Origin of the sequence: Pseudomonas sp. RL, from assembly GCF_000647775.1 — a bacterium.
Classification (GTDB): Bacteria; Pseudomonadota; Gammaproteobacteria; order Pseudomonadales; family Pseudomonadaceae; genus Serpens; species Serpens flexibilis.
The window spans coordinates 1-25,746 of sequence record NZ_JBOY01000054.1 but is presented as its reverse complement, the minus strand read 5'-3'; the positions used below and the strand labels follow the sequence as shown (position 1 = coordinate 25,746).

Below are 25,746 nucleotides of genomic sequence, written 5' to 3'. Positions count from 1 at the left end.
GCAACGGGTGCAGGCGCAGCCGCCACAGGAGCCGCGCCGGCCACGCTTGCCGTGTCGGGATCAGCCGTGGCCGGGCTGATCCCCGTCGGCTTTAAAGGGGGGCGCGGCCCGCCTTCGGCGTCAGCCGGACGGAAGGCCAGCATGCGCAGCAGGACCATCTCGAAACCGCTGCGCGGATCCGGGGCCAGCGGCAGGTCGCGGCGGCCGATCAGACCCATTTGGTAATAGAACTGCACATCCTCGGCCGGCAGCGCGCCGGCCAGCTCCAGCACGCGCTCGCGGTCGCCCTGGCCGTTGTCCACGGCATCCGGCAACACCTGGGCGATGGCCACGCGGTGCAGCACGTTGAGCATTTCCGCCAGCACGCCGTTCCAGTCCGGCCCCTGCTCAGCCAGGTGGCGCACGGCGTCCATCAACGCACGGGCGTCGCCCTCGATCAGCGCATGCAGCACGCCATAGACCTGGCCGTGATCAAGAGTGCCGAGCATGCTGCGCACATCCGCGGCCAGCACCTTGCCCTCGCCAAAGGCGATCGCCTGATCGGTGAGGCTCATGGCATCGCGCATCGAGCCATCGGCGGCGCGGCCGAGCAGCCACAGGGCGTCCGGTTCGAAGGGCACGTTCTCGGCGGTCAGCACATGGGTCAGATGCTCGACCACGCGCTCCGGCGGCATGTTCTTCAGGGAGAACTGCAGGCAGCGCGACAGGATGGTGACCGGCAGCTTCTGCGGATCGGTGGTGGCCAGCAGGAACTTGACGTGCGGCGGCGGCTCTTCGAGGGTCTTGAGCAGGGCGTTGAACGAGTGCGTGGACAGCATGTGCACTTCGTCGATCAGGTAGACCTTGTAACGCCCGCGGGTCGGCGCGTACTGCACGTTCTCCAGCAGCTCGCGGGTATCTTCCACCTTGGTGCGGCTGGCGGCGTCGACTTCGATCAGGTCGACGAAGCGGCCTTCATCAATCTCGCGGCACACCGAGCACTGGCCGCAGGGCGTGGAGCTGACGCCGGTTTCGCAATTCAGGCACTTGGCCAGGATGCGCGCGATGGTGGTCTTGCCCACCCCACGGGTGCCGGTAAACAGGTAGGCATGGTGCAAGCGCTGGCTGTCCAGGGCGTTGATCAGGGCCTTGAGCACGTGGGTCTGGCCGACCATCTCGCGGAAGCTGCGCGGGCGCCATTTGCGTGCAAGAACCTGATAACTCATCGGAAGCCGTCGTGCGGAAGGGGAAAGGCGGTCATCGTAGCGGAGCAAGGCATAAATTGCATCCGCCGACCTGCCGGCCGTGCACCGATCCACAGGCGGGTGGCGCGGGGAGAATTGCTGCGCAAGGACCGGAGTGTCCGCTGTCCGGCGCGGGATTAAGATGTCGGCAGGCTGAATCGGGAGACCCACCATGAATCCGCAGGACCCTCGCTGGCAATCCGTGCTCGCCCGCGACAGCGGCGCGACTTTCATCTATGCGGTGTTGACCACTGGTATCTATTGCCGACCGGGCTGCCCTTCGCGCCTGCCCCGCCCGGAGAACATCCGCTTCTTCGCCTCGCCCGATGACGCCGAGACCGCCGGCTACCGCCCCTGCCGGCGCTGCATCGTCCAGGACAAGCGGGGCCAGCAGCTGGAGCGGATCACCGCCGCCTGCCGGCGGCTCGAACTCGAGCCACAGGTTCCCGACCTGCACGAACTGGCCCGCGACGCCGGGCTGAGTCCCTGGCATTTCCACCGTCTGTTCAAGACCCACACGGGTCTGACGCCGCGCACCTACGCTGCCGAGCAGCGTGCCCGGCGCCTGCGGGCGACGCTGGAGGACGGCCGCCCGGTGACAGAGGCCCTGCACGCTGCGGGCTTCGGCTCCAGCGGTCGCTTCTACGCGGCCGCCGATGATCTGCTGGGGATGACACCGGGGCGTTATCGCAAGGGCGGCGCGCGGGAGACCATTCACTACGCGTTAGGCGACTCCAGCCTGGGCAAGGTGCTGGTCGGCCGCAGCAGCCGGGGCATTTGCGCCATCCTGCTCGGCGACGATAGCGAGGCCTTGCTGGCCGAGCTGCGCGGACGCTTCCCGAAGGCCGAACTGCAGCCGGGCGAGGAGGATTTCGAGACGCTGGTCGGCCAGGTGATTCAACTGGTCGAGAATCCACGCCAGGGCCTGGCGCTGCCCCTGGACATCCGCGGCACCGTCTTCCAGGCGCGCGTCTGGCAGGCGCTACGGGCGATCCCGCCCGGCACCACCCTCAGCTATGCGCAACTGGCGGCACAACTCGACCAGCCCACCGCGGTACGTGCGGTAGCCGGCGCCTGCGCGGCCAACAGCCTGGCGGTGGCAATCCCCTGTCACCGCATCGTACGCAGCGATGGCGAACTGTCCGGCTACCGCTGGGGGGTGGCGCGCAAGCGCGAACTGCTGAAGCGCGAACGGCAAGACTGAATAGCAGCCGGCTGGCAGAATGGCCGCCCATTCCGCGAGACCGACCATGAAGCCCGACGACCTTGTCCTGCTGGTGACCCGCAGCATGCCCTACGGCAAATATGAAGGCCGCCTGATCGCCGACCTGCCCGGCGACTACCTGGGCTGGTTCGCCCGCAAGGGCTTTCCCAAGGGGGAAATCGGCCGGCTGCTGGCACTGATGCACGAGATCGACCACAACGGACTGAACGCGCTGCTCGAGCCGTTGCGCAGGAATCGGGAAAACTGAAGGAAGAAACGCGGGAGGAAGATGGAGGCGAACCCCACCAGCCACACCCCGGCACACAATGTCACCGCTACGGTTGCTCCCTTCCGGGCCTGGCCGGGTTCACGGCTGATCGTTGCGGGGGGACCGATGGGGCCCGCCATAACGCGCCTCGCCTAGGCGGCGAGTGAGCGCCATTGTACCGGCTTGCCGCCAACTTACAACCAGGCCGGCGAGAAAAAGCCAGTCGCGACAGAGACTTGCCTTTACAGCGGCGGATCACCGCAGCTAGATACGTTCTCGTCGGCCCGCGCGCCGGTTAGACTCGCGCCTTTCCTACCTTGTGGAGTACCCCAATGGCCCTGACCAAGCAGCAGCTGATAGCCGATCTCGCCGAGTCCACCGACCTCACCCAGACTCAGGTCCGCGACCTGCTCGACCAGCTTGCCGGAATCGCCAGCGACGCACTGGAGAACGGCGAGGAGCTGACCCTGCCCGGCATCGGCAAGCTCAAGGTGAGCGAACGCCCGGCCCGCACCGGCCGCAACCCGCAGACCGGAGCCAGCATCCAGATCGCCGCCCGCAAGGTCGTCAAGTTCGTACCCGCCAAGGCCCTGAGCGACGCCATCAACTGATCCCCCTTCTCGCGCCGTGCCCGGCACGGCGCGCTTCCTCCCTTCCGCCGTTCGGCATGCCACCCCAAGGGAATAGGCATAGGCTGAAAAGTCCAGTATCTTTCCGCCCTGAATACCCCTTGGAGTATCAGCATGAATTGCGACGCATCCCCGAAGCTGCAAATCGTGCCCTTCTTCGACCCCGCCACCAGCACTTACAGCTATGTGGTGGCCGATACCGACAGCCGCCAGTGCGCCCTGATCGACGCCGTGCTCGATTACGATCCGGCCTCGGGTCGCACCTCCCACGCCAGCGCCGACCGGATGGTCGCCCATGTCCGCGAACAGGGTCTGAGCGTGCAGTGGATCCTGGAAACCCACGTGCATGCCGATCACCTGAGTGCCGGCCACTACCTGCGCGAGCAGCTCGGGGGCCAATTGGCCATCGGCGAACAGGTACGCACGGTGCAGGACACCTTCGCCACCCTGTTCAACGCTGAGCCGGGCTTTGCCCGCGATGGTAGCCAGTTCGACCACCTGTTCCGCGACGGCGAAGCCTTCCGGATCGGCGACATCCCCGCCCAGGCCCTGCATACCCCCGGGCATACCCCGGCGTGCATGAGTTACCTGATCGGCGATGCCGTATTCGTCGGCGACACCCTGTTCATGCCCGATTACGGCACCGCGCGCTGCGATTTCCCCGGTGGCGATGCGCGCACCCTGTACCGCTCGATCCAGAAGCTGTTCGCCCTGCCAGACGCAACGCGGGTTTTCCTGTGCCACGACTACCTGGCACCGGGTCGCGAGCAGCACCAGCACGAAACCACGATCGGCGCGGAGCGCCGCGGCAACGTTCATGTGCATGAGGGCATCGACGAAGACAGCTTCGTGGCCATGCGCCAGGCCCGCGATGCCGAGCTGGACATGCCGACGCTGATCCTGCCCTCGGTGCAGGTGAACATGCGTGCCGGCCAGTTGCCACCGCCGGAAGACAACGGCAGCCGCTACCTGAAGATTCCACTCGACGTGCTCTGAGGGCACGTTTCCCTGCTGAAAGGAGAAGTACGCAATGAAGAAGAACGTCGGCAGTATCGACAAGAGCATCCGCATCCTGGTCGGCATCGCGCTGATCGCCTGGGCCATCGCCGGCGGTCCGGTGTGGGCCTGGATCGGCGTCCTGCCGCTGTTCACCGGCCTGATCGGCTGGTGCCCAGCCTACCTGCCGTTCGGCCTCAGCTCCTGCAAGAGCGGTGGCAGCTGCGGTAACGGCGGCAGCTGTGGCTGCGGCGGCAAGAAGTAACGATCATGGGGGCCAGGGACGGCCCGTTTTCAGGAGAGCCCACCATGCACGACAAACGCCCCGTGTTTCGCGTCAGCGCCGATCGCCACTCGGCCAGTCGCCGGGTCCGCTACGTGGAACAATCCGCCGCCAGCGACGACTGCCAGCTGTGCCAGCTGGATACCACCCGGTTCCCGGATGATCCCCAGCCGGCCTGTGACACCCGGCCGGTCAAGGTGCCCACCCAGCCAGACTGACGTCGGCCCCCGACCAGATCCGCTCCAGACGCTGGCGCACCTCGCCGGCCTCCTCGTTGCGCTGCTGAGCCTGCAGGCTGCGCTCCAGACCGTGCAACGACCAGCCGTTGTCCGGAAAGCGCCGCAAGTCTTCACGGAATGTCTGTTCCGCTGCCTGGTACTGCCCGCTTTCGAGCAGAATACTCCCCAGATCCTGACGCACCGGTACCGTCCATTCCGGCGGCTCGCCGTAGGTCAGGGCATCCTCCAGACGCGCCGCCTCGCGCAGGCGTGCGACCGCCTCCTGCGGTTTGCCCTGCCCCGCCGCGATCTGCCCCTCCAGCACCTGGCTGGCGATGGCCAGCACCGCGCCGGAGCTGTTGAACTCCATCCGTAGCTCGGCCATGCGCGGGTCCTGGGCGATGGCTTGCAGCGCGACCAGCTCGTCACGGGCCGCGTCCGTATTCCCCTGGGCGCCCAGCGCTCTGCCCCGCGCGTAATGCCACATGCCGCGCGCATGCGGCAGGTCGCTCGGCGGCGCCGACTCGGCAAGCAGTTCATCCCAGCGCGCGAAGCGCACATCCATTTGCAGATGGCGCGTCATGTGGTGCTGCAGGAAGGTCATGCCCGGCTCGCGCAGCATCGGCTCGGGAACCAGCTCGGCGATCTTGCGCGACGCGGACAGCGCCTGTTCGCTGCGCCCGATCATGCTGGCGGCGAAGGCCAGGAAGTCGTAGTTGTGCGGGTAGTAGCCGGCGACATACACGCCGAACGCCGGGTTCTGGTCGCGAATGTAGGTCTCGTCGGCATGCACCGCATGCTCGTTGGCGCGAATGGCGTCCTCGTAGCGGCCGACGCGGATGTAGATGTGACCTGGCATGTGTACCAGATGACCGGCCCCCGGCATCAGGTCGGCCAGGCGCTCGGCACAGGGCACCGCACGCTCCGGCTGCACGGCCTCGACGGCGTGAATGAAGAAGTGACAGGCGCCGGGATGCTGGGGATTGGCGGCGATGACCCGTTCCAGCTGGGCAAGGATCTGCGGCGTGTCCGGTCGCGGTTCGCCGTCGGCCTTCCAGTACTGCCAGGGGCTGAGGTCCATCAGCGACTCGGCATACAGCGCGGCGGCATCCAGATTGTCCGGATACAGGCGCACCACCTTGCCCATCGCCTCGGCATAGGCACGGTCCAGTTCGCTGCGATCCTCCGGAGGCGGGCTGGCGTAGCGCGTCGCCAGGGCCTCGATCAGTGTTCGCTCGGCGGCGGTGGCCTGACCCTCCCGTGCCCGCTCGAGTGCCGCCAGCGCCGGTTCGGCAGCGGCGGGGTCCATCGGCGCGTTGATGTTCGGGCCGAGCGACAAGGCAACGCCCCAGTGGCACATGGCGCAGGCAGGATCCAGCCGTGCCGCCTCGCTGAAGGCGCGAATGGCTTCCTGATGGTTGAAGGCGTAGTACAGGCGCAGGCCCTGGTCGAAATAGCGCTGCGCCTGCGGATTGCTGGTGGTAATGCTGTAGTGGTGCGTACCGAGGTTGTCATACAGCGGCACGGCCGATGGGGCCTGGGCTGCCAGCCCCAGGCCGGAAGCCAGCAACAACGCCAGCGCCAGGGGCTGCAGGTGGTAAACGGGGTTCCGGCGTTTCACGGCATCATCCTCCCGGTGGGGTTGATCCGCGGCGGGAGCCGGTTCCTGTGCTCTCGTCATTGGGGTCTGAAGACCCTATTGAAACGCTAGCAGGCCCGTGCCCCGCCCGCCGGCCGGACGCCCACCGGCAGGTCAGCCGTTCAGTTGCGCCAGGGTCGCCAGGAATGCCTCCTCGTCCAGCACCTTCACCCCCAGCTCGGTGGCCTTGGCCAGCTTGGAGCCGGCGCCCGGGCCGGCGACCACCGCCGTGGTCTTCGCCGAAACGGAGCCCGCCACCTTGGCGCCCAGTCCTTCCAGGCGTTCCTTGCCCTGCTCGCGGCTCATGCTTTCCAGCGTGCCGGTCAGCACCCAGGTCTGGCCGGCCAGCGGCAGGCCGGCGGCCTGCTGCCGCTCGCTTTCCCAGTGCATGCCGAAGGCGCGCAGTTGCGCCTCGATGGCCCGGGCGCGCTCGACATTGCCCGGCTGGTCGAAGAACTCGCGCAGCGAACGCGCGGCCTTCTCGGTCAGGCGCTCGACCTGACGCAGGTCCAGCCAGTCGGCGGTGATGATCGCATCCAGCGAGCCGAAGCGATCGGCCAGTTTCTGCGCACCGGTCACGGCGATGTGCGGGATGTTCAGCTTGCCGAGCAGCTCGGGCAGCGTGGCGCAGGCGGCGAACTCGGCATGCAGCTCGCCCTCGCCCTGCAGCTGCACATGCTCCAGCAGTCGGGCGATCACCTGACGGTTGTGCTCGTCCAGGAAGAAGTGGCTGATCTCGTGGGCGACTTCCAGACCCACATCCGGCAGCCAGGTCAGCACTTCCGGCAGCGCCACCTGGATGCGCGCCAGGGAACCCAGGGCGCGAGCCAGCAGCTTGGCGGTCTCCTCGCCCACGTCCGGAATGCCCAGCGCGTAGATGAAGCGCGCCAGGGTCGGCGTGCGACTGTGCTCGATGGCGGCCAGCAGGTTGCGCGTCGACAGGTCGGCAAAGCCGTCCAGCGCGATGATCTGTTCGTAGGCCAGGGTGTAGAGATCGGCCGGGGAATTCACCAGGCCGCGATCCACCAGCTGTTCGACAATCTTGTCGCCCAGGCCGTCGATGTCCATGGCGCGCCGCGACACGAAGTGGATGATCGCCTGCTTGAGCTGCGCCCGGCAGCTCAAGCGGCCGATGCAACGGTACACGGCCCCTTCGCTGACCGACTCGCGGCCCTTGCCGCGCTTGATCAGCTGGGTGCGTTCCACCGCCGAGCCGCACACCGGGCACTGCTCGGGCACATGCACCGCCCGGGCATCCGCCGGGCGGCGTTCGGCGATGATGCCGAGAATCTGCGGAATCACGTCGCCGGCGCGGCGCACGATCACGGTGTCGCCGATCATCACGCCGAGGCGCGCCACCTCGTCCATGTTGTGCAGGGTGGCGTTGGACACCGTCACGCCGGCCACCTGCACCGGCTTCAGGCGCGCCACCGGGGTGATCGCCCCGGTGCGGCCGACCTGGAATTCCACGTCGAGCAGCTCGGTGAGCTCCTCGCGGGCCGGAAATTTGTGGGCGATTGCCCAGCGCGGCTCGCGGGCACGGAAGCCCAGTTCGCGCTGCTGGGCGATGGCGTTGACCTTGAACACCACGCCGTCGATCTCGTAGGCCAGCGCGTCACGCCGGGCGCCGATGGCGTCGTAGTAGGCGCGGCATTCGGCAACGCCCCGGGCGTGCTTCAGCTCGCGGCTGATCGGCAGGCCCCAGCGCTTGAGTGCGTGCAGGATATCGATGTGGGTGCCCGGCAACTCGCCGTCGCAGCGCCCCACGCCGTAGGTGCAGAACTCCAGCGGCCGGGCGGCAGTGATCTTCGGATCAAGCTGGCGCAGGCTGCCGGCGGCGGCGTTGCGCGGATTGGCGAAGGGCTTGCCGCCGCTTTCCAGTTGGCGGGCATTCAGGGCTTCGAAGCCCGCCTTGGGCATGTAGATTTCGCCGCGCACTTCCAGCACCGCCGGCCAGCCTTCGCCGTGCAGCTTCAGGGGAATGTTGCGCACGGTGCGCACGTTGGCGCTGATGTCCTCGCCGACGCTGCCATCGCCTCGCGTGGCGCCGCGCACCAGCATGCCGTTCTCGTACAACAGGCTGACCGCCAGGCCATCGAGCTTGGGTTCGCAGCTGTAGTCGACCTCCGCACCGCCACCGAACAGATCGCCGGCCGGCAGGTCCAGCCCTTCGCGCACCCGGCGGTCGAAGTCGAGCAGGTCCTGCTCCTCGAAGGCGTTACCCAGGCTGAGCATGGGGATTTCATGGCGCACCTGGCCGAACGCCGCCAGCGCTTCGCCACCGACCCGCTGGGTAGGCGACTCGGGAGTGACCAGCTCGGGGTGTTCGGCCTCCAGGGCCTGGAGTTCGCGGAAAAGCCGGTCGTACTCCGCATCGGGAACCGTCGGCTCGTCGAGCACGTAGTAGCGGTAGTTGTGGGCGTCGATCTCGCTGCGCAGGGCGGCAAGACGTTCGGCGGCGGTCTGGGCGTCGGTCATTGAAGAGCCTCAAGCTGCACACGACAAGCCGCAAGCTCCAGGCTTACCGCGTGAGGCTTGCAGCTTGCAGCTGTCTTCAGCGTTGTTTGGTCAGGTGCCGGCGCTCGAAGTCGGTGATGCGCTGGCGGTAGTGTTCGATGGTCTGCGCAGTCATCACGCTGCGCTGGTCATCCTTGAGTTCACCGTCCAGCTCGTGGGCGAGCTTGCGGGCGGCGGCGATCATCACGTCAAAGGCCTGCTTGGGATGGCGCGGCCCCGGCAGGCCGAGGAAGAAGCTCACCGCACGGGTGGTGAACAGGTCGATGTCATCCAGGTCAAAGGTGCCCGGCTTGACGCCGTTGGCCATGGAGAACAGCACTTCGCCGTGGCCGGCCATGCTCTCGTGGCGATGGAAGATGTCCATGTCGCCGAAGCGCAGGCCGCTTTCCAGGATGCTCTGCAGCAGCTCGGGACCCTTGAAGCCCTGCGGGTCACGGCAGACGACGTTGATCACCAGCAGTTCTTCCATCGGTGCGCCCCCGGACTCGCCGCGTTGCGCATAGGCGTCGCCTTCGTCCAGCGGGTTGAGCAGCGTCGGCACCGGCTCGTCGAACTCCAGATCACGCTGACGGGCACTCGCCCTGGCGCTGCGAGTTGCGGAGGGGGTGGCGCGGTGCGGCAGGTCGCCCAGCGCGGGTTCGGCCGGGCGAACCACCCGGGCCGGGCCGAGCACTTCGCCATCGTCGCCGCCGTCAGCCAGGGAGTCGGCCAGACGACGGTCCAGCTTGAACTTCAGGGTGCCCTTGCCGCCGCGCATGCGCCGCCAGCCATCGAAGAGAATGCCGGCGATGACGATGATGCCGATGATGATCAGCCATTCCCGCAGACCAAAATCCATAAAAAACCATGACCTCTGAAGATGAAGAACGGGCATCCGGACGAGACCGCTTCGACAAGCTCCCTGCCGCCCGGTTTCCGGCCCGTGAATAAAAACGGTCGTTTGCTAACTGTCTGTTCCCGCTGGAGTTTCCGGCGGGGTGAAAAAGTGCCCATAAACTAGCATGGCATTCCGCCGTTTTGCACCGATCGGTTCCCCTTTCCCGCCAAAGCGCCGAGTGCCACTCAGGCCTCGGCCAGGGCCACGGCTTCCTCGACATCCACCGCCACCAGTCGCGAGCAGCCAGGCTCGTGCATGGTCACGCCCATCAGTTGATCGGCCATCTCCATGGCGATCTTGTTGTGGGTGATGTAGATGAACTGCACCTTCTCCGACATGTCCTTCACCAGCCGGGCGTAGCGGCCCACGTTGGCATCGTCCAGGGGGGCGTCCACCTCATCGAGCATGCAGAACGGCGCCGGATTGAGCTGGAAGATGGCGAACACCAGAGCCAGGGCGGTCAGCGCCTTCTCGCCGCCGGACAACAGATGGATGGTGCTGTTCTTCTTGCCCGGCGGCCGGGCCATGATCGCCACCCCTGTATCGAGTAGATCCTCCCCGGTTAGTTCCAGATAGGCGTGGCCACCCCCGAACACCTTGGGGAACAGCGTCTGCAGGCCGCTGTTGATCTGGTCGAAGGTGTCCTTGAAGCGGGTGCGGGTTTCCTTGTCGATCTTGCGGATGACGTTTTCCAGGGTGTCCAGCGCCTCCACCAGATCGTCGTTCTGCGCGTCCAGGTAGCGCTTGCGCTCGGACTGCTGCTGGTATTCGTCGATGGCCGCCAGGTTGATCGGCCCCAGCCGCTGGATGCGCCCCGCCAGCTGTTCCAGCGCCGCTTCCCAGGCGTTGTCGCTGGCGTCGTTCGGCAGCATGGACAGCACCGCGTGCAGCTCGTAGCCGTCTTCCTGCAGCTGATCCTGCAGCGCCTTGCTGCGCACGCTCAGGGTCTGCCAGTCGAGGCGCTGCTGCTCCATCTGCCCGCGCAGCAGTTGCGCCTGCTGCTCGGCCTGGCTACGGCGCTTCTCGGCGTCGCGCAGCTCGCGGTCGGCATCTTCCAGGGCCAGGCGGGCGTGTTGCAGTTCTTCTTCCACGGCCATGCGCTGGTCGAGCAGCTCTTCCAGCTTCATGCGCAGCTCTTCCAGCGGTGCCGCGCCCTCTTCCAGATTCAGCGACAGCTGTTCGCGGCGTTCCTGGGCACGCTCGAACTGCAGGCTCAGGCGTTCCAGCGCCTGGCGGGTGGATTCGTGCTGGGCGCGCAGCGAGCCGATACGCACTGCTAGCTGGTGGGCGTGGTCCTTGTGGCGCGTGGCATCCTGGCGGGCACGTTCCAGCGACTCGCGCAGGGCCTCGCGCCTGGCGAGCAGCTCCTCGCGGCGACTGCCGTCCTGCTCCATGGCCTCCAGGGCATCCTGCAGATGCAGGCGGGCTTCGCCGAGCTGCTCCTGCTCGATGGCTGCCTGCTCGGTCGCCTCGACCAGTTCCTCATCCAGCCGGCGTCGGCGCAGGGCCAGTTGCTCCACCTTCGCCTGCTGGGCGGACAGCCGGGCCTTGAACTCGCCCAGGCGCCGCGTCTCGTCCTGGCTGCGGCGGCGCACCTGCTCGCGCTGCGACTCCAGCTCACGCTGCTCGTCGCGCAACAGCTGCAGACGGGCGTCCAGGGTTTCCAGCTCGGCGGCGCGCTCGTCGCGCTCGGCCTGCAGCGTCTCCAGCTCCTGGGCGCGGGCCAGTACGCCGGATTCCGCTTCGCCGGCACGCCGCACGCGCAGGAAATGCCGGCCGACCCAGTAGCCATCGCGACTGATCAGGCTCTCGCCATCCTGCAGGCGGGCGCGTTGCAGCAGCGCGTCGTCGAGGCTTTCCACCGGGCGCACGCGACCGAGCCAGGGCGCCAGATCGACCGGCGATTCCACCAGTTCCAAAAGGCTGCCCGGCAGGCGCGCGGCGTTCTCGGCCGGGCTGAACAGGCGCAGCTCGCCCTGGCCGAAGGCGGACAGATTGCAGCCATCGAAATCTTCCAGCAGCACGGCCTGCAAGTCGGCGCCGAGCACGGTTTCCACCGCCAGCTCCCAGCCTGAACGCACCCGCAGGCCGTCGGCCAGCCGCGGCTGACGTTCCAGCAACTGGCTCTTCAGCCAGTCGGCGACGCCCTGGCCGGGGTTCAGCGCGGCCTGTTGCAAGGCTTCCAGCGAGGCGATGCGCCCGTTGAGACGCTGCAGGTCGCCCTGCGCCTGCTGCTGGGCCTGGGTGGCTTGCTGCAGTTCATTGCGCAGCGCTTCCAGGCGCTCCTGCTGGGCGCCCTCTTCCAGGTGCAGCTCTTCCAGCTGCAGCTCGCTGGCGGCCAACTGTTCGTTCAGCTCGAGGATGGCGGCGTCCTGCGGATCGGCGGCCAGTTGGGCATGTTCGTCACGCAACCGGCGCTCGCGTTCGGCCAGACGTTCCAGGCTCTGTTCCAACTGCACGATGCGCGCTTGCTGCACCTCGGCGGCGCGGCGCGGCTCGGCGCTCAGCTGGTTGAAGGCATCCCACTGCTCCTGCCAGCCGCGCATGCCCTCCTCGGCCTCCTCCAGCACGGCCTGCGCTTCCTCGGCGGACAGCAGAGTGGCTTCCTGCTCGGGCTCGAGCATGGCCAGCTCTTCGGTCAGGGATTCCAGACGCGCACGGTCCTGCCCCAGGTGCTGTTCGGTTTCCTGGCGCTGCCGCTCGGCGTCGCGCAGATCGTCCTGCAACTGGCGCAGGCGTTGCTGGCCGTGGGTGATGCTCTGCTCGACCCGGGCGATGTCGCCGCCCACTGAATAGAAGCGCGCCTGTACCTGGTTGAAGCGTTCGGACAGTTCGTGGTGGCCGTCGCGCAAGCGTTCGATGCTGGCGTCGGCGTTGCGCTGCTCGGCGACCAGCGCCTCGAAGGCGACTTCCTGGTCGGCGATGATCTTTTCCCGCTGGCCGGCCTGTTCGTTCAGCGTCTGCCAGCGCATGGCGGTGAGCTGGGCCTTGAGCTCGCGTTCCTCGGCCTTGTAGGCCTGGTACTTCTCGGCGGCCTGGGCCTGGCGATGCAAGCGGTCGAGCTGACGTTCCAGCTCCTCGCGCAGGTCGGACAGGCGTGCCAGGTTTTCCTGGGTGCGACGAATGCGGTTTTCGGTCTCGCGGCGGCGCTCCTTGTACTTGGAGATGCCCGCGGCTTCCTCGATGTAGTTGCGCAGGTCCTCGGGCTTGGCCTCGATCAGCTTGGAGATCATGCCCTGCTCGATGATCGAGTAGCTGCGCGGCCCCAGGCCGGTGCCGAGGAAGATGTCGGTGATGTCGCGCCGGCGGCACTTCACGCCGTTGAGGAAGTAGGTGTTCTGACTGTCGCGCGTCACCCGGCGGCGGATGGAGATTTCCGCGTAGGCGGCGTACTCGCCCACCAGGCTGCCGTCGGAGTTGTCGAAGATCAGCTCGATGCTGGCCTGGGTCACCGGTTTGCGGGTGTTGGAGCCGTTGAAGATGACGTCGGTCATCGACTCGCCGCGCAAGTTCTTCGCCGAGCTTTCGCCCATCACCCAGCGCACGGCGTCGATGATGTTCGACTTGCCGCAGCCATTGGGGCCGACCACTGCCGCCATGTTGCTGGGGAAGTGCACCGTGGTGGGATCGACGAAGGACTTGAAGCCGGCCAGCTTGATGCACTTCAGGCGCATGAACGTTCCCCGTTCGCGATAGCGGACTCTGCCCGGAGGCCGGAGGTGTGAGCCAGGGGGTGACGGCACCTGCGCCGGACCCGATCGTTCGACCCCTTCAACGTCATGGGTTTCCTTGGTAGCTGGACTGCGCACTCGCGAAAGCAGCCCGGCGGACCTGAAACGACCCGGGCAGACAGCGGCGGCGACTCTGCAAAGCGGCGGAGTGTATCACAGGGCCAGCAGCGGAAAAGGTGACCTCCGCCGGCGGATCGCGCGGGTTGCAGCCGAATCGCGAGCCCTCCTCCAACCCCTGTTGAACCGAGATGCATGGAGGTTGCGGTCACTCTCCAAGTCGCACATCAGGGGTGGTATTAACCGACCACTCTTCCCATCCACCACCACTGGAGTATGCTCGCTCGCCCTTTCCCCCTCCCGCCGCTGCCTGCCGCCCCTCTCCATGCCGACTTCCGCCGTTCCGTTCAGCCGCCCGACCGCCGTGCTAATCCTTGCCTGCCTGGCCTGCACCTTCGCCTCCAACCACATTGCAGCACGCCTGGCGTTCGACGCCGGTGCCGGTGTGCTGCTGGCGATCCTGTTCCGCTCCGGTCTGGCCCTGCTGGTACTCACCACCCTGCTGCTGGTGCAGCGGCAACGCTGGCGGCTTCCCGCCGGCAGCGGCGGCTGGCAACTGTTGCTGGGCCTGCTGATCGCGGCGCAGAGCCTGTGCCTCTATTCGGCGGTGGCGCGTATTCCGGTCGCCCTGGCGCTGCTGGTGGCCAATGCCTTCCCGATCCTGCTGGCCCTGCTCACCTGGCTGCTGGGCGGGCCGGCGCCGGGCCGGCGCACACTTTTGTTGATGGGCGTGATCCTGTTCGGCCTGGTGCTGGCACTGAACGTGCCCGTGCTGCTGAGCGGCGCACCGGTGGACGGCGACTGGCTGCTGGGCGTGACCCTCGCCTTCTGCGGTGCCTGCGCCTTCGCCGGCGCGCTGTGGATCACCGACCACAAGCTCGGCGCTGTGCCCGGTGCGCTGCGCAGTCTGCTGACCATGCTGGTGGTGTTCCTGGCCACCGCGCTGATCGGTGCCGGTGGCCTAATGCCCGACGGGCTGACTCAACCCGCCAGCACCTCCGGCTGGTTCGCGCTGGCCGCCCTGGCGGTGCTCTATGGCAGCGCGTTCAGCCTGCTGTTCGTGCTGTTTCCGCGTCTGGACATGGCCCACAACACGCCGGTGCTGAACATCGAACCGGTGGCCAGCCTGCTGCTCGGCTGGCTGATCCTCGACCAGATGCTCGCCGGCATCCAGTTGCTGGGCGGCGCCCTGGTGCTGACCGGCATTGTGCTGTTGAGCCTGCGGCGCAGCTAAGCGCCGCCCGCCCCCGCACGGGGGTTGCGGATAACCACCAGGCGATATGGAGGGGTGGTATTAACTCGGCGCCCGGCAGCGACCTTCGGCCACTGGACGCACCCCGGCCCGGGGTCAACACTCTCTGGCAATTGCCGCCGTGCCGCAGAAGGAACCGCCGATGACCCCGTCGCACCCGCTGGAAACCCGCAACGAATTCATCGCCCGCCATATCGGCCCGCGTGAAGCCGAACTCGGCGCCATGCTTGAGACGCTGGGGTACGCCTCGCTGGAGGCACTGACCGATGCCGTGGTGCCGCCCGGCATCCGCCTGGAGAAACCGCTGCCGCTCGACGAGGGACTGGGCGAGGCCGAAGCGCTGGCCGAGCTGCATGCGATTGCCACCCGCAACCGGGTCTTCACCAGCTGCATCGGCCAGGGCTACTACGGCACCCACACGCCGGCGCCGATCCTGCGCAACCTGCTGGAAAACCCCGCCTGGTACACCGCCTACACGCCCTATCAGCCGGAAATTTCCCAGGGGCGCCTGGAGGCGCTGCTGAATTTCCAGACGATGATCAGCGACCTCACCGGTCTGCCGGTGGCCAACGCCTCGCTGCTCGACGAGGCCACCGCCGCCGCCGAAGCCATGACTTTCTGCCGACGGCTGTCGAAGAACCGCGCCAGCAACCGTTTCTTCGCCTCCCGCCGCTGCCACCCGCAGACCCTCGACCTGCTGCGCACGCGTGCCGCGCCGCTGGGCATCGAGGTGGTGGTGGATGACGAACTGGCCCTGGACGACCCGGAGGCCTTCTTTGGCGCCCTGCTGCAATACCCCGCCAGCCACGGAGATATCCATGACTACCGCGAGTGGATCGAGCGCCTGCACGCCGCCAACGCCCTGGTGGCGGTGGCCACCGACCTGCTGGCCCTGACTCTGCTCACCCCGCCCGGCGAGTTCGGCGCCGACGTGGCCATCGGCAGCGCCCAGCGCTTTGGCGTGCCGTTGGGCTTCGGCGGCCCCCATGCGGCCTTCTTCGCCACCCGCGAAGCCTTCAAGCGCGACATTCCCGGCCGCCTGGTCGGCGTGTCGGTAGACCGCCACGGCCAGCCGGCGCTGCGCCTGGCGATGCAGACCCGCGAGCAGCACATCCGCCGCGAGAAGGCCACCAGCAACATCTGCACCGCCCAGGTGCTGCTGGCCAACATGGCCAGCATGTATGCGGTCTACCACGGACCGCAGGGCCTGAAGGCCATCGCCCGACGAGTTCACCGGCTGACCGCCATCCTCGCTGCCGGCCTGCGCGAGCTGGGCCACAGCGTGGAGCAGCAGCACTTCTTCGACAGCCTCAGCCTGGCCAGCGGCGATGACACCGCCGTGCTGCTCGAGCGCGGCTGGGAGGAAGAGATCAATCTGCGCGAGATCGACGACCAGCATCTTGGCATCGCCCTGGACGAAACCAGCACCCCGGCGCTGGTGCAGCGCCTGTGGGCGGTGTTCGCCCACGGCGGCCAGCGCCTGCCGGACTTTGCCGCCCTGGCCGACACGCCGGACGCCCTGCCCGCCGGTCTGCTGCGCCACACGCCGTTCCTGGAACATCCGGTGTTCAACCGCTACCACTCGGAAACCGAGCTGATGCGCTACCTGCGCCGGCTGGCCGACAAGGACCTGGCGCTGGACCGCGCCATGATCCCGCTGGGTTCCTGCACCATGAAGCTCAACGCCGCCAGCGAGATGCTGCCGATCACCTGGCGCGAGTTCACCGGCCTGCACCCCTTCGCCCCGGCCGAGCAGAGCGAGGGCTACCGGCAGCTCACCGCCGAGCTGGAGGCGCTGCTGTGCACGGTCAGCGGCTACGATGCCGTCTCGCTGCAGCCCAACGCCGGCTCCCAGGGCGAATACGCCGGCCTGCTGGCGATCCGCGCCTATCACGAGAGTCGCGGCGAGCAACAGCGCGACCTGTGCCTGATTCCCGCCTCGGCCCACGGCACCAACCCGGCCACCGCCAGCATGGCCGGCATGCAGGTGCTGGTGGTGGCCTGCGACGCCAGCGGCAACGTGGACATCGACGACCTGCGCGCCAAGGCCGAGGCGCATCACCAGCGCCTCGCCGCGCTGATGATCACCTACCCCTCCACCCATGGCGTGTTCGAGGCAGCTATCCGCGAGATCTGCGAGATCGTCCACCAGCACGGCGGCCAGGTGTACATCGACGGCGCCAACCTCAACGCCATGGTCGGCCTGTGCGCGCCGGGGCGCTTCGGCGGCGACGTCTCGCACTTCAACCTGCACAAGACCTTCTGCATTCCGCACGGCGGTGGCGGTCCCGGTGTCGGTCCGATCGGCGTCAAGGCGCACCTGGCGCCCTTCCTGCCCGGACACCGTTGCCTGGAACGCCGCGACGGCGCGGTCAGCGCCTCGCCCTACGGCAGCGCCAGCATCCTGCCGATCTCCTGGATGTACCTGAAGATGATGGGCGGCGAGGGCCTGACCCGCGCCTCCCAGGTGGCCATCCTCAACGCCAACTACATCGCCCGGCGCCTGGCGCCCCATTACCCGGTGCTCTACACCGGCAGCCACGGGCTGGTGGCCCACGAGTGCATCCTCGACCTGCGGCCGCTCAAGGACAGCAGCGGCATCAGCGTCGACGACGTGGCCAAGCGGCTGATCGACTTCGGTTTCCACGCGCCGACCATGTCCTTCCCGGTGCCCGGCACGCTGATGATCGAGCCCACCGAGAGCGAGTCGAAGGCCGAGCTGGACCGTTTCTGCGAGGCGATGATCCGCATCCGCGAGGAAATCGCCGCGGTCGAACGCGGCGACCTGGATGCCGAGGACAATCCCCTGAAGAACGCGCCGCACACCGCCGCCGAACTGGCCGGCGACTGGCCGCACCCCTACGAGCGCCGCCAGGCCGTCTACCCGGTGGCGCAGCTGGCGGAACACAAGTACTGGCCGCCGGTGGCGCGCGTCGACAACGCGTACGGCGACCGCAACCTGGTGTGCAGCTGCCCGCCGGTGGAGGCTTACCAGTAGCGTGGCCCTACACTGAAAACAGTCCCTTGCCCGGGTAACGTCCATGGCCCTCAGCGTGCTCGATCTGTTCAAGATCGGTATCGGTCCCTCCAGCTCGCATACCGTGGGGCCGATGCGCGCCGCCGCGCGCTTCGCCGAGGGGCTGCGTGACGACGGCCTGCTGGGCGCCACGGCGTCGCTGCAGGTCGAACTCTACGGCTCGCTGGGCGCCACCGGACGGGGCCACGGCACCGACAAGGCGGTGCTGCTCGGCCTGGAAGGCGAGCAGCCGGAACACATCGACACCGCCAGCATTCCCGCCCGGCTGGAGCACATTCGCAGCCGTGGCGAACTGCGCCTGCTGGGCGCTCACCCGCTGCCCTTCGACGAACGCGAACAGCTGAAATTCATCCGCAAGCCGTTGCCCTACCACCCCAACGGACTGATCTTCCGCGCCTTCGACGCCAGTGGCCTGCAACTGCGCGAGCGCGCGTTCTACTCGGTGGGTGGCGGCTTCGTGGTGGATGAAAGCGCCGCCGGCGCCGGGCGCATCGTCGAGGACCGCACCGAGCTGCCCTACCCCTTCCACAGTGGCCGCGAGCTGATGGAACTCTGTGCCCGGCACGCGCAGCCGATCAGCGCGCTGGTGGCCGCCAACGAGGCCGTCTGGCGATCCGACGCCGAGACCCGCGCGGCGCTGCTGGAGATCTGGCAGGTGATGCAGGCCTGCGTGGCCGCCGGCTGTCGTCACGAGGGCATCCTGCCCGGGGGCCTCAAGGTGCGCCGCCGCGCCGCCGCCCTGTACCGTCAGCTCAGCGAGACCGCCGAGCCGCAGCTGCGCGACCCGCTCAACGCGCTGGACTGGGTGGACCTCTGGGCGCTGGCGGTCAACGAGGAAAACGCCGCCGGCGGCCGGGTGGTGACCGCACCCACCAATGGCGCAGCCGGCATCGTGCCGGCGGTGCTGCACTACTACATGCGCTTCGCCCAGTCGCCCAGCGAGGATGGCGTGGTGCGCTTCCTGCTCACCGCCGCCGCCATCGGCATGCTCTACAAGGAAAACGCCTCGATCTCCGGCGCCGAGGTGGGCTGCCAGGGCGAGGTCGGCGTGGCCTGCTCGATGGCCGCCGGCGCGCTGTGCGAGGTGCTCGGGGGCAGCCCGCAGCAGGTGGAGAACGCCGCCGAGATCGGCATGGAACACAACCTGGGGCTGACCTGCGATCCGGTGGGCGGGCTGGTGCAGATTCCCTGCATCGAACGCAACGCCATGGGCGCGGTCAAGGCGATCAACGCCGCGCGCCTGGCCCTGCGCGGCGACGGACGCCATTACGTATCACTGGACAAGGTGATCGCCACCATGCGCCAGACCGGCGCCGACATGAAGAGCAAGTACAAGGAAACCGCCCGGGGCGGTTTGGCGGTGAACATCATCGAGTGTTGATAGCGCTCGGTGCGGGTTGCTTGGTGGCCAACGCGCGCGTTGACCACCCTACGTTGGTGCATCGTTACGTAGGGCGGGCGGCGCTTTTCCGGCCGCCGAATGCGCCGCGTGCCGGCCACCCTATTCAAGGAGAATCGCATGACCCTGGCTTACACCCCGCTGCACGCGCTGCATCAGGAACTCGGCGCCCGACTGGTGCCGTTCGCCGGCTACGAAATGCCGCTGCACTACCCCGTCGGCATCCTCAAGGAACACCTGCACACCCGCGCGCAGGCCGGGCTGTTCGACGTTTCCCACATGGGGCAGATCGTGCTGCACGGCGCCCAGGCCGCCGCCGCGCTGGAAACTCTGGTGCCGGTGGACATTCTCGACCTGCCGGTGGGCCAGCAGCGCTACGCGCTGTTCACCGATGAGAACGGCGGCATCCTCGACGACCTGATGGTGGCCAACCTGGGCGACCAGCGCCTGCTGCTGGTGGTCAACGCCGCCTGCAAGCAGCAGGACTTGGAACACCTGCAACGCCACCTTTCCGGGCGCTGCATGATCGAGGCGCTGTTCGACAGCCGCGCCCTGCTCGCCCTTCAGGGACCACAGGCCGCCGCGGTGCTGAGCCGTCTGGCGCCGAGCGTGGCGGGCATGACCTTCATGCAGATCGCCCGCGTCGAGCTGCTCGGCCATGCCTGCTTCGTCAGCCGCTCGGGCTATACCGGCGAGGACGGTTTCGAGATCTCCGTGCCGGCCGCCCATGCTGAGGCACTGGCACGCCGGCTACTGGACGAAGCGGAAGTGCAGCCTATCGGCCTGGGCGCCCGCGATTCGCTGCGCCTGGAAGCCGGCCTGTGCCTGTACGGCCATGACATGGACACCCAGACCACCCCGGTGGAGGCCAGCCTGAGCTGGGCGATCTCCAAGGCCCGGCGCCCGGACGGCGCGCGCCCTGGCGGCTTCCCGGGCGCCGAGCGCATCTTCCAGCAACTGCGCGACGGCGTGGCGCAGCGGCGCGTCGGCCTGCTGCCGGCCGAACGCATTCCCGTGCGGGAAGGCACCCGGCTGGTGGATGATCAGGAACAGTCGATCGGTCGCATCACCAGCGGCGGCTTCGGCCCCAGCCTCGGCGCGCCCGTGGCGATGGGCTATGTGGAAAGCCACCTGGCGGGCCTGGGCACCTCCGTCCAGGCGCTGGTGCGCGGCAAGCCGGTGGCCATGATCGTCAGCAAGATGCCCTTCGTTGCGCCGCGCTATTACCGGGGTTGAAGGGAACATGCCCGCCACCAAACGGGCATGTCCGGCGTGCTACCCTCGCGCCTCGTCTTTTCAGAGCCGTTGTATATGAGCGTTACCCAAAGCCTCCTGCTGCTGGCGGGCATCATCCTGGCCAGCGCCTTCTTCTCCATCGCCGAAATCGCCCTGGCCGCCGCGCGCCCCCTGAAACTGCGCCAGCTGGTCGACGAGGGCAACCACAACGCGCAGCGCGTCATCCATGTGCAGACGGCGCCCGGCCACTACCTGACCGTGGTGCAGATCGGCATGAACGCCCTGGCGATCCTCGGCGGTATCGTCGGCCAGGGCTTCCTCACCCCGGTCTTCACCCGGCTGCTGGAAAACCACCTGGCGACCGACCAGGCGGTCGCCATCGGCTTCACGGTTTCCTTCGTGCTCACCACCTCGCTGTTCATCGTCTTCACCGACCTGATTCCCAAGCAGGTGGCCATGGCGATTCCCGAGCGCCTGGCGACCCTGGTGATCGGCCCGATGCAGGTGCTCAACACCCTGTTCAAACCCCTGGTGGTGTTCTATGCGTGGGTGGTCAGCGGGCTGATCGCGCTGTTCAACCTGCCACGCCAGCGCGACGAAAGCGTCACCCCTGACGACATCCTCGCCCTGACCCAGGCCGGGGCCCTGTCCGGTTCGCTGGCCGCCAGCGAGCAGCAGGTGATCGAGAATGTCTTCGAGCTGGAGACCCGCACCCTGCCCAGCGCCATGGCGCACCGCGACGGCATCCTCTACTTCCTGCTGGACGACACCGAGGAGCACATCCGCACCCGCATCGCCAGCGAGCCCCACTCCCACTATCCGGTCTGCGATGGCGACATCGACCACATCGTCGGCTACGTGACGGTGAAGGAGCTGTTCCAGCGCGTACTGAACAACCAGCCCATCGCCTTCAACGATCCGTCACTGGTGCACAAGCCGCTGGTGGTACCGGACCGCCTGACCCTCTCGGAAATGCTCCGCCAGTTCCGCCAGACCGGCGAAACCTTCGCGCTGATCGTCAACGAATACAGCCTGGTGGTCGGGCTGATCACCCTCAAGGACGTGATGAGCATCGTCATGGGCGACCTGGTGTCGCCCTGGTACGAGGAGCAGATCGTGCGCCGCGACGACCACTCCTGGCTGATCGACGGCGTCACCGCCATGCAGGATGTGAAGCGCGCCCTGGACATCGACAGCACGCCCCACGAAGAGGAATACGAAACCCTCGCCGGCTTCCTGATGACCATGCTGCGCCGGGTGCCCAAGCGCACCGACAGCGTGACCTGGGGCGGCTACACCTTCGAGGTGGTCGACGTGGACAGCTACCGGATCGACCAGGTGCTGGTCACGCGGGCCGGCGACGGCCCCACAGCCGCCAAACCCCCTGTGGATAACCCTGTGGATCCGCGTGGATAACCGCTCTACTGCCGGGTCCGCCGCCACAGATGGCGGGCCCCTTCCAGCACCAATACCAGCACCGCTGCCCAGATCGGGATATAGGTGAGCCATTCGCCCGGCTGGATGCGCTCACCCAGCAGCAGCGACACCACCACCAGCAGCACCGGCTCCACATAACCGAGCAGGCCGAACAGGCCGAGCGTCAGGTATCGGCTGGCCAGCAGGTAACTGATCAGCGCCCAGGCGCTCAGCGCGCCCATCAGCGGCACCAGCAGGAACAGGCGCGGCGCCTCGGCGAAATGCCCCGGCAGCTGCCCGCCCGCCCAGGCGAACCACAGCGCCACCGGCAGCATCAGCAGCATGTCGAACAACATGCCGCCCAGGTTGTCGGTGCCCAGGCGCCGGCGCAGAGCGAAATAGGCCGGATAGCCCAGCGCCACCAGCCAGGTTTCCCAGGCCAGCCCACCGACATTCACCAGCTGGTTGCCCACCCCGAGCACAGCAAACAGCGTGGCCAGCTGCTGCAGGCGGCTGAGGCGCTCGTCGAACAGCAGGCGCCCGGTGAGGATCATGGTCAGCGGCAGCAGAAAGTAGCCGAGCGAGACATTCAGGCCGCGCCCCTGCATGGGCGCCCAGAGGAACAGCCAGAGCTGCACGCCAAACAGCGTGGCGCTGAGCATCAGCAGCGGCAGGAGCAACGGCCACGCCCGCAGCCGAGCGGCCAGCTCGCGCACGGCGCGCCAGTCACGGCCGAGCGCCATGAACAGCAGCAGGCAGGGCAAGGTCAGCAACACGCGCCAGCCGAACACCTCCTGGCCGCTGAGCGGCACCAGCAGGGTCGACAGGTAATAGAGCGCGGCGAACAGCACCGAGGCCGTGACGGACAGCAACACACCCCTGGACACGACAACTCCTCAACGAAAAAAGGCGCCAGTGTGGCGAGGGCGCGCGGGCAAAGCCAGCCCCGAGAGACGCGCGGAGCGGGATCAGTGTGTCGTGGTCGCCGCCAGCAAGGTGCGCACTTCGTCCGGGGTCAGGCGCATGTCGCTGGAATCGACGCGCCGGTAGGTGTTGTTCAGCACGTCGCCATTCAGATAGACCGGCTTGAGCGCCGCCGGCGCTTCGGGGATGCGCACGCGCAGCAGGGTCTTGCCGTCGATGCGCACCAGCTGGAGGTCATCCTCGCCCAGCAGATTGACGCTCACCCTGGCGGGATTCTCCAGGCCGTCCAACAGCTCGCGCAGCAGCCGCTCCGGCTCGGGTATGCCCGCCACGCTGAAACGGCCGTCATGCTCGCGCACCCCCAGCAGCACCACGCCGCCCTGGGTATTGGCGAACGCCGAATAGGTCGGCCAGAAATCGCGTGGCAGCTCGCCCTGCCCGTGGCGCCCCTGGGCCAGCTTGCATTCCAGGCGCACCCCTTCGGCGAGGGAGCCGAGGGAGTCCAGTTCGAGAATCGTGTCGTTCATGCCTGCCTGACCGGTTCCGGGGTCGTGCCGTGCAGCGTAACCCGAGCCGGCGCGCTTGCGCACCCGACGGCGCAGCGCCGCGCCCTGTTACACTGCGCGCCTTTCCGCTGTTTTCGGGCCGCCGTCGTGACCACCGCTTTCAATTCCCTGCCGCTTTCCGCCGCCATGCTAGCCAACCTCAACGAGCTGGGCTACGCCGCCATGACGCCGATCCAGGCCCAGAGCCTGCCGCTGATCCTGCAAGGGCAGGACCTGATCGCCCAGGCCAAGACCGGCAGCGGCAAGACCGCCGCCTTCGGCATCGGCCTCTTGCACCCCCTCAACCCGCGCTACTTCGGCTGCCAGGCCCTGGTGCTCTGCCCCACCCGCGAGCTGGCCGACCAGGTGGCCAAGGAAATCCGCCGCCTGGCCCGCGCCGCCGACAACATCAAGGTGCTGACCCTGTGCGGCGGCATGCCCTTCGGCCCGCAGATCGGCTCGCTGGAGCACGGCGCCCACGTGGTGGTCGGCACGCCCGGCCGCATCCAGGAGCACCTGGCCAAGGGCACCCTCAAGGTCGACGGCCTCAACACCCTGGTGCTGGACGAAGCTGACCGCATGCTGGACATGGGCTTCATCGATGCCATCACCGCCATCATCGAACAGACCCCGCCGCGTCGGCAGACCCTGCTGTTCTCCGCCACCTACCCGGAAGGCATCGAACAACTGGCCGCGCGCTTCCTCAAGAAGCCCGCCCGCGTGGAAGTGGAAAGCCAGCACGACAACGCGCAGATCGAGCAGCGCTTCTACGAAGTGGAAGCCAGCCAGCGCTACCAGGCGGTGGCCAAGGTGCTCGACCACCTGCTGCCCACCTCCACCATCGCCTTCTGCCAGACCAAGATCCAGTGCGACGAACTGGTGGCCTTCCTCAAGGAACGCGGCCTGAGCGCCGCCGCCCTGCACGGCGACCTGGAACAGCGCGACCGCGACCAGGTGCTGACCCTGTTCGCCAACCGCAGCCTGAGCATTCTGGTGGCCACCGACGTGGCGGCGCGCGGCATCGACATCGCGGGCCTGGACCTGGTGCTCAACGTGGAACTGAGCCGCGACCCCGAAGTGCACATCCACCGCATCGGCCGCAGCGGCCGCGCCGGCGAAAAAGGCCTGGCCGCTTCCCTGGTCGCCCCGTCCGAAGCCCAGCGCGCCAGCGCCATCGAGGAGCTGCAACAGCGCCCGCTGAACTGGAAGAACCTCGACAGCCTGAAGAACAACGCCACCGAACGCCTGCGCCCGCCGATGATCACCCTGAACATCGGCGGCGGCCGCAAGGACAAGGTGCGCCCCGGCGACATCCTCGGCGCCCTCACCGGCGACGCCGGCCTCACCGCCGACCAGGTCGGCAAGATCGCCCTGTTCGACAACCAGGCCTACGTGGCCGTGGAACGCAGCGTGGCGCATCAGGCGCTATTGCGGTTACAGGCGGGGAAGATCAAGGGGCGGAGTTTCAAGGTGCGGAGTTTGTAAGCGCACCGGAAACACAGGAGCCTGACAGACCGACCGAGCTCGGCGTTGCGGAACGGGCGTCAGGGCGCTTCCAGTCGGTGTGTCCGCCACCCGACTCGACACCTTACCCCGGCCAAGCTTGTTGGCTATCATCCGCCGCTTTCCATTTGCGCCCGGTGAAATGACTATTCAGAAAGGGACTTCGCGTCAGTCCGGCAGACTGGCGAACCATGCCTTGCTTCGCCCTGCCCGACTGACGCCGGAGGATGTACGCCTCCGCTCGCTTGCGGAGCTGGTTGCAGCATGAGCCGTAAGTGGCGTTACACCCTCCGGTTCGCCAATGGCCGAACCGAAAAACTGAAAGGCGTCGGCACGCCCATCAACCGTGGCGCGGACGGCACCATCTATCGCTCCGCTGACGGGCGATACGCACTCAAGTACTACCACGAGCCCGGCAAGGACCCGACCCGGAAACACAAGGTCTGGCAGATGATCCTCCACGCTCCGGAGGATACCTCTGCACAGCACTTTGCCTGGCCTCAGGCGTTGCTGCTGAAATCACGCAACGAGTTTGTCGGTTTTGCCATGCCGCTGCTCGATGTGGCCAGCCACGTGTCACTGGATCTGGTGCTCAGCGCCCGTGGCCGGCGGATGCAGGGATTGCCTCAGGCGACCGCCTGGCGTCTGGACGTGGCCATCAACCTGGCCCGGCGAGTGGCGGACCTGCATGCCAAGGGCCACTGCATCATCGACCTGAAGCCGGCCAACCTGCTGGTTCACCGGCGCAGCGCCGATGTCGCCGTGGTGGACTGCGACGGCTTTGCCGTCCAG

At 67.6% G+C, this 25,746-nt stretch carries 20 protein-coding genes and 1 other RNA gene; 13 read left to right on the top strand and 8 right to left on the bottom strand.

Annotated features, from left to right (window positions below):
- The coding region (gene dnaX, locus AS93_RS0109880; protein WP_027590462.1) for a DNA polymerase III subunit gamma/tau at positions 1-1,205 on the bottom strand (1,205 nt) is incomplete at its 3' end.
- 190 nt (positions 1,206-1,395) lie between these two features.
- Between dnaX and ada the strand changes: the two genes are divergently transcribed.
- Together ada and AS93_RS0109870 are read left to right on the top strand one after the other, a co-directional pair.
- Positions 1,396-2,427, top strand: coding sequence for a bifunctional DNA-binding transcriptional regulator/O6-methylguanine-DNA methyltransferase Ada (gene ada / locus AS93_RS0109875; RefSeq protein WP_037008898.1), 1,032 nt, complete (start codon positions 1,396-1,398; stop codon positions 2,425-2,427).
- A gap of 46 nt (positions 2,428-2,473) precedes the next feature.
- Positions 2,474-2,695, top strand: coding sequence for a DUF3820 family protein (locus AS93_RS0109870; RefSeq protein WP_051587434.1), 222 nt, complete (start codon positions 2,474-2,476; stop codon positions 2,693-2,695).
- A 32-nt stretch (positions 2,696-2,727) separates the two neighbouring features.
- Here the strand turns inward: AS93_RS0109870 and ffs are convergent.
- Positions 2,728-2,824, bottom strand: an RNA gene (gene ffs / locus AS93_RS20260) — signal recognition particle sRNA small type.
- 203 nt (positions 2,825-3,027) lie between these two features.
- On the opposite strand from ffs, the gene AS93_RS0109865 reads away from it, so the two are divergent.
- From AS93_RS0109865 to AS93_RS0109850, 4 genes are all read left to right on the top strand, one after another.
- Complete coding sequence (locus tag AS93_RS0109865) at positions 3,028-3,306, top strand: HU family DNA-binding protein (RefSeq protein WP_027590459.1); 279 nt, start codon at positions 3,028-3,030, stop codon at positions 3,304-3,306.
- 132 nt (positions 3,307-3,438) lie between these two features.
- Positions 3,439-4,320 carry an MBL fold metallo-hydrolase gene (locus tag AS93_RS0109860; RefSeq protein WP_037008897.1) on the top strand — a complete coding sequence of 294 codons (882 nt, stop codon included), beginning with the start codon at positions 3,439-3,441 and terminating at the stop codon, positions 4,318-4,320.
- Positions 4,321-4,354: 34 nt separating this feature from the next.
- The gene (locus tag AS93_RS19125; RefSeq protein WP_051587433.1) at positions 4,355-4,585 is read left to right on the top strand and encodes a DUF2892 domain-containing protein; all 231 of its coding nucleotides are present in this window, start codon (positions 4,355-4,357) and stop codon (positions 4,583-4,585) included.
- Positions 4,586-4,629: 44 nt separating this feature from the next.
- Positions 4,630-4,821 carry a hypothetical protein gene (locus AS93_RS0109850; RefSeq protein ID WP_027590457.1) on the top strand — a complete coding sequence of 64 codons (192 nt, stop codon included), beginning with the start codon at positions 4,630-4,632 and terminating at the stop codon, positions 4,819-4,821.
- Here the strand turns inward: AS93_RS0109850 and AS93_RS0109845 are convergent.
- From AS93_RS0109845 to smc, 4 genes are all read right to left on the bottom strand, one after another.
- Positions 4,796-6,442: a tetratricopeptide repeat protein gene (locus tag AS93_RS0109845; protein ID WP_275451966.1), complete on the bottom strand. Its 1,647-nt coding sequence runs from the start codon at positions 6,440-6,442 to the stop codon at positions 4,796-4,798. The two genes, AS93_RS0109850 and AS93_RS0109845, sit on opposite strands and share 26 nt — an antisense overlap.
- A gap of 132 nt (positions 6,443-6,574) precedes the next feature.
- Entirely contained in the window at positions 6,575-8,938 is a 2,364-nt protein-coding gene (gene ligA / locus AS93_RS19120; RefSeq protein WP_037008896.1) for an NAD-dependent DNA ligase LigA, read from the bottom strand.
- Positions 8,939-9,014: 76 nt separating this feature from the next.
- Positions 9,015-9,815, bottom strand: a complete 801-nt coding sequence (gene zipA / locus AS93_RS0109830; protein WP_027590455.1) for a cell division protein ZipA — start codon at positions 9,813-9,815, stop codon at positions 9,015-9,017.
- A gap of 224 nt (positions 9,816-10,039) precedes the next feature.
- Positions 10,040-13,528, bottom strand: a complete 3,489-nt coding sequence (gene smc, locus AS93_RS0109825; protein ID WP_027590454.1) for a chromosome segregation protein SMC — start codon at positions 13,526-13,528, stop codon at positions 10,040-10,042.
- 439 nt (positions 13,529-13,967) lie between these two features.
- Here smc and AS93_RS0109820 point away from each other — a divergent pair, with 439 nt between their 5' ends.
- The 5 genes from AS93_RS0109820 (at position 13,968) to AS93_RS0109800 (ending at position 21,982) form a co-directional block, all read left to right on the top strand.
- Positions 13,968-14,876, top strand: a complete 909-nt coding sequence (locus AS93_RS0109820) for a DMT family transporter (RefSeq protein WP_037008895.1) — start codon at positions 13,968-13,970, stop codon at positions 14,874-14,876.
- Between the two features lie 160 nt (positions 14,877-15,036).
- The gene (gene gcvP, locus AS93_RS0109815) at positions 15,037-17,892 is read left to right on the top strand and encodes an aminomethyl-transferring glycine dehydrogenase (RefSeq protein WP_027590452.1); all 2,856 of its coding nucleotides are present in this window, start codon (positions 15,037-15,039) and stop codon (positions 17,890-17,892) included.
- Between the two features lie 43 nt (positions 17,893-17,935).
- Positions 17,936-19,312, top strand: a complete 1,377-nt coding sequence (locus AS93_RS0109810) for an L-serine ammonia-lyase (RefSeq protein ID WP_027590451.1) — start codon at positions 17,936-17,938, stop codon at positions 19,310-19,312.
- A gap of 138 nt (positions 19,313-19,450) precedes the next feature.
- Positions 19,451-20,566, top strand: coding sequence for a glycine cleavage system aminomethyltransferase GcvT (gene gcvT / locus AS93_RS0109805; RefSeq protein ID WP_027590450.1), 1,116 nt, complete (start codon positions 19,451-19,453; stop codon positions 20,564-20,566).
- A 75-nt stretch (positions 20,567-20,641) separates the two neighbouring features.
- On the top strand, positions 20,642-21,982 hold the full coding sequence (locus AS93_RS0109800) for a hemolysin family protein (RefSeq protein ID WP_027590449.1): 1,341 nt from the start codon (positions 20,642-20,644) through the stop codon (positions 21,980-21,982).
- A gap of 5 nt (positions 21,983-21,987) precedes the next feature.
- Here AS93_RS0109800 and rarD read toward each other — a convergent pair whose 3' ends face one another.
- Complete coding sequence (rarD, locus tag AS93_RS0109795) at positions 21,988-22,869, bottom strand: EamA family transporter RarD (protein ID WP_027590448.1); 882 nt, start codon at positions 22,867-22,869, stop codon at positions 21,988-21,990.
- Between the two features lie 81 nt (positions 22,870-22,950).
- Positions 22,951-23,433 carry an ATP-binding protein gene (locus tag AS93_RS0109790; protein WP_027590447.1) on the bottom strand — a complete coding sequence of 161 codons (483 nt, stop codon included), beginning with the start codon at positions 23,431-23,433 and terminating at the stop codon, positions 22,951-22,953.
- 84 nt (positions 23,434-23,517) lie between these two features.
- Between AS93_RS0109790 and dbpA the strand changes: the two genes are divergently transcribed.
- Positions 23,518-24,936: an ATP-dependent RNA helicase DbpA gene (gene dbpA / locus AS93_RS0109785; RefSeq protein ID WP_081798277.1), complete on the top strand. Its 1,419-nt coding sequence runs from the start codon at positions 23,518-23,520 to the stop codon at positions 24,934-24,936.
- A 282-nt stretch (positions 24,937-25,218) separates the two neighbouring features.
- A partial coding sequence (locus AS93_RS0109780; protein WP_027590445.1) for a hypothetical protein occupies positions 25,219-25,746 on the top strand: 528 nt, incomplete at its 3' end.

What these genes read in the sequence shown, in the direction of transcription:
- ada (WP_037008898.1), top strand. Translation starts at nt 1,396, where the DNA reads ATGAATCCGCAGGACCCTCGCTGGCAATCCGTGCTCGCCCGCGACAGC.
- AS93_RS0109870 (WP_051587434.1), top strand. Translation starts at nt 2,474, where the DNA reads ATGAAGCCCGACGACCTTGTCCTGCTGGTGACCCGCAGCATGCCCTAC.
- AS93_RS0109865 (WP_027590459.1), top strand. Translation starts at nt 3,028, where the DNA reads ATGGCCCTGACCAAGCAGCAGCTGATAGCCGATCTCGCCGAGTCCACC.
- AS93_RS0109860 (WP_037008897.1), top strand. Translation starts at nt 3,439, where the DNA reads ATGAATTGCGACGCATCCCCGAAGCTGCAAATCGTGCCCTTCTTCGAC.
- AS93_RS19125 (WP_051587433.1), top strand. Translation starts at nt 4,355, where the DNA reads ATGAAGAAGAACGTCGGCAGTATCGACAAGAGCATCCGCATCCTGGTC.
- AS93_RS0109850 (WP_027590457.1), top strand. Translation starts at nt 4,630, where the DNA reads ATGCACGACAAACGCCCCGTGTTTCGCGTCAGCGCCGATCGCCACTCG.
- ligA (WP_037008896.1), bottom strand. Translation starts at nt 8,938, where the DNA reads ATGACCGACGCCCAGACCGCCGCCGAACGTCTTGCCGCCCTGCGCAGC.
- zipA (WP_027590455.1), bottom strand. Translation starts at nt 9,815, where the DNA reads ATGGATTTTGGTCTGCGGGAATGGCTGATCATCATCGGCATCATCGTC.
- smc (WP_027590454.1), bottom strand. Translation starts at nt 13,528, where the DNA reads ATGCGCCTGAAGTGCATCAAGCTGGCCGGCTTCAAGTCCTTCGTCGAT.
- AS93_RS0109820 (WP_037008895.1), top strand. Translation starts at nt 13,968, where the DNA reads ATGCCGACTTCCGCCGTTCCGTTCAGCCGCCCGACCGCCGTGCTAATC.
- gcvP (WP_027590452.1), top strand. Translation starts at nt 15,037, where the DNA reads ATGACCCCGTCGCACCCGCTGGAAACCCGCAACGAATTCATCGCCCGC.
- AS93_RS0109810 (WP_027590451.1), top strand. Translation starts at nt 17,936, where the DNA reads ATGGCCCTCAGCGTGCTCGATCTGTTCAAGATCGGTATCGGTCCCTCC.
- gcvT (WP_027590450.1), top strand. Translation starts at nt 19,451, where the DNA reads ATGACCCTGGCTTACACCCCGCTGCACGCGCTGCATCAGGAACTCGGC.
- AS93_RS0109800 (WP_027590449.1), top strand. Translation starts at nt 20,642, where the DNA reads ATGAGCGTTACCCAAAGCCTCCTGCTGCTGGCGGGCATCATCCTGGCC.
- AS93_RS0109790 (WP_027590447.1), bottom strand. Translation starts at nt 23,433, where the DNA reads ATGAACGACACGATTCTCGAACTGGACTCCCTCGGCTCCCTCGCCGAA.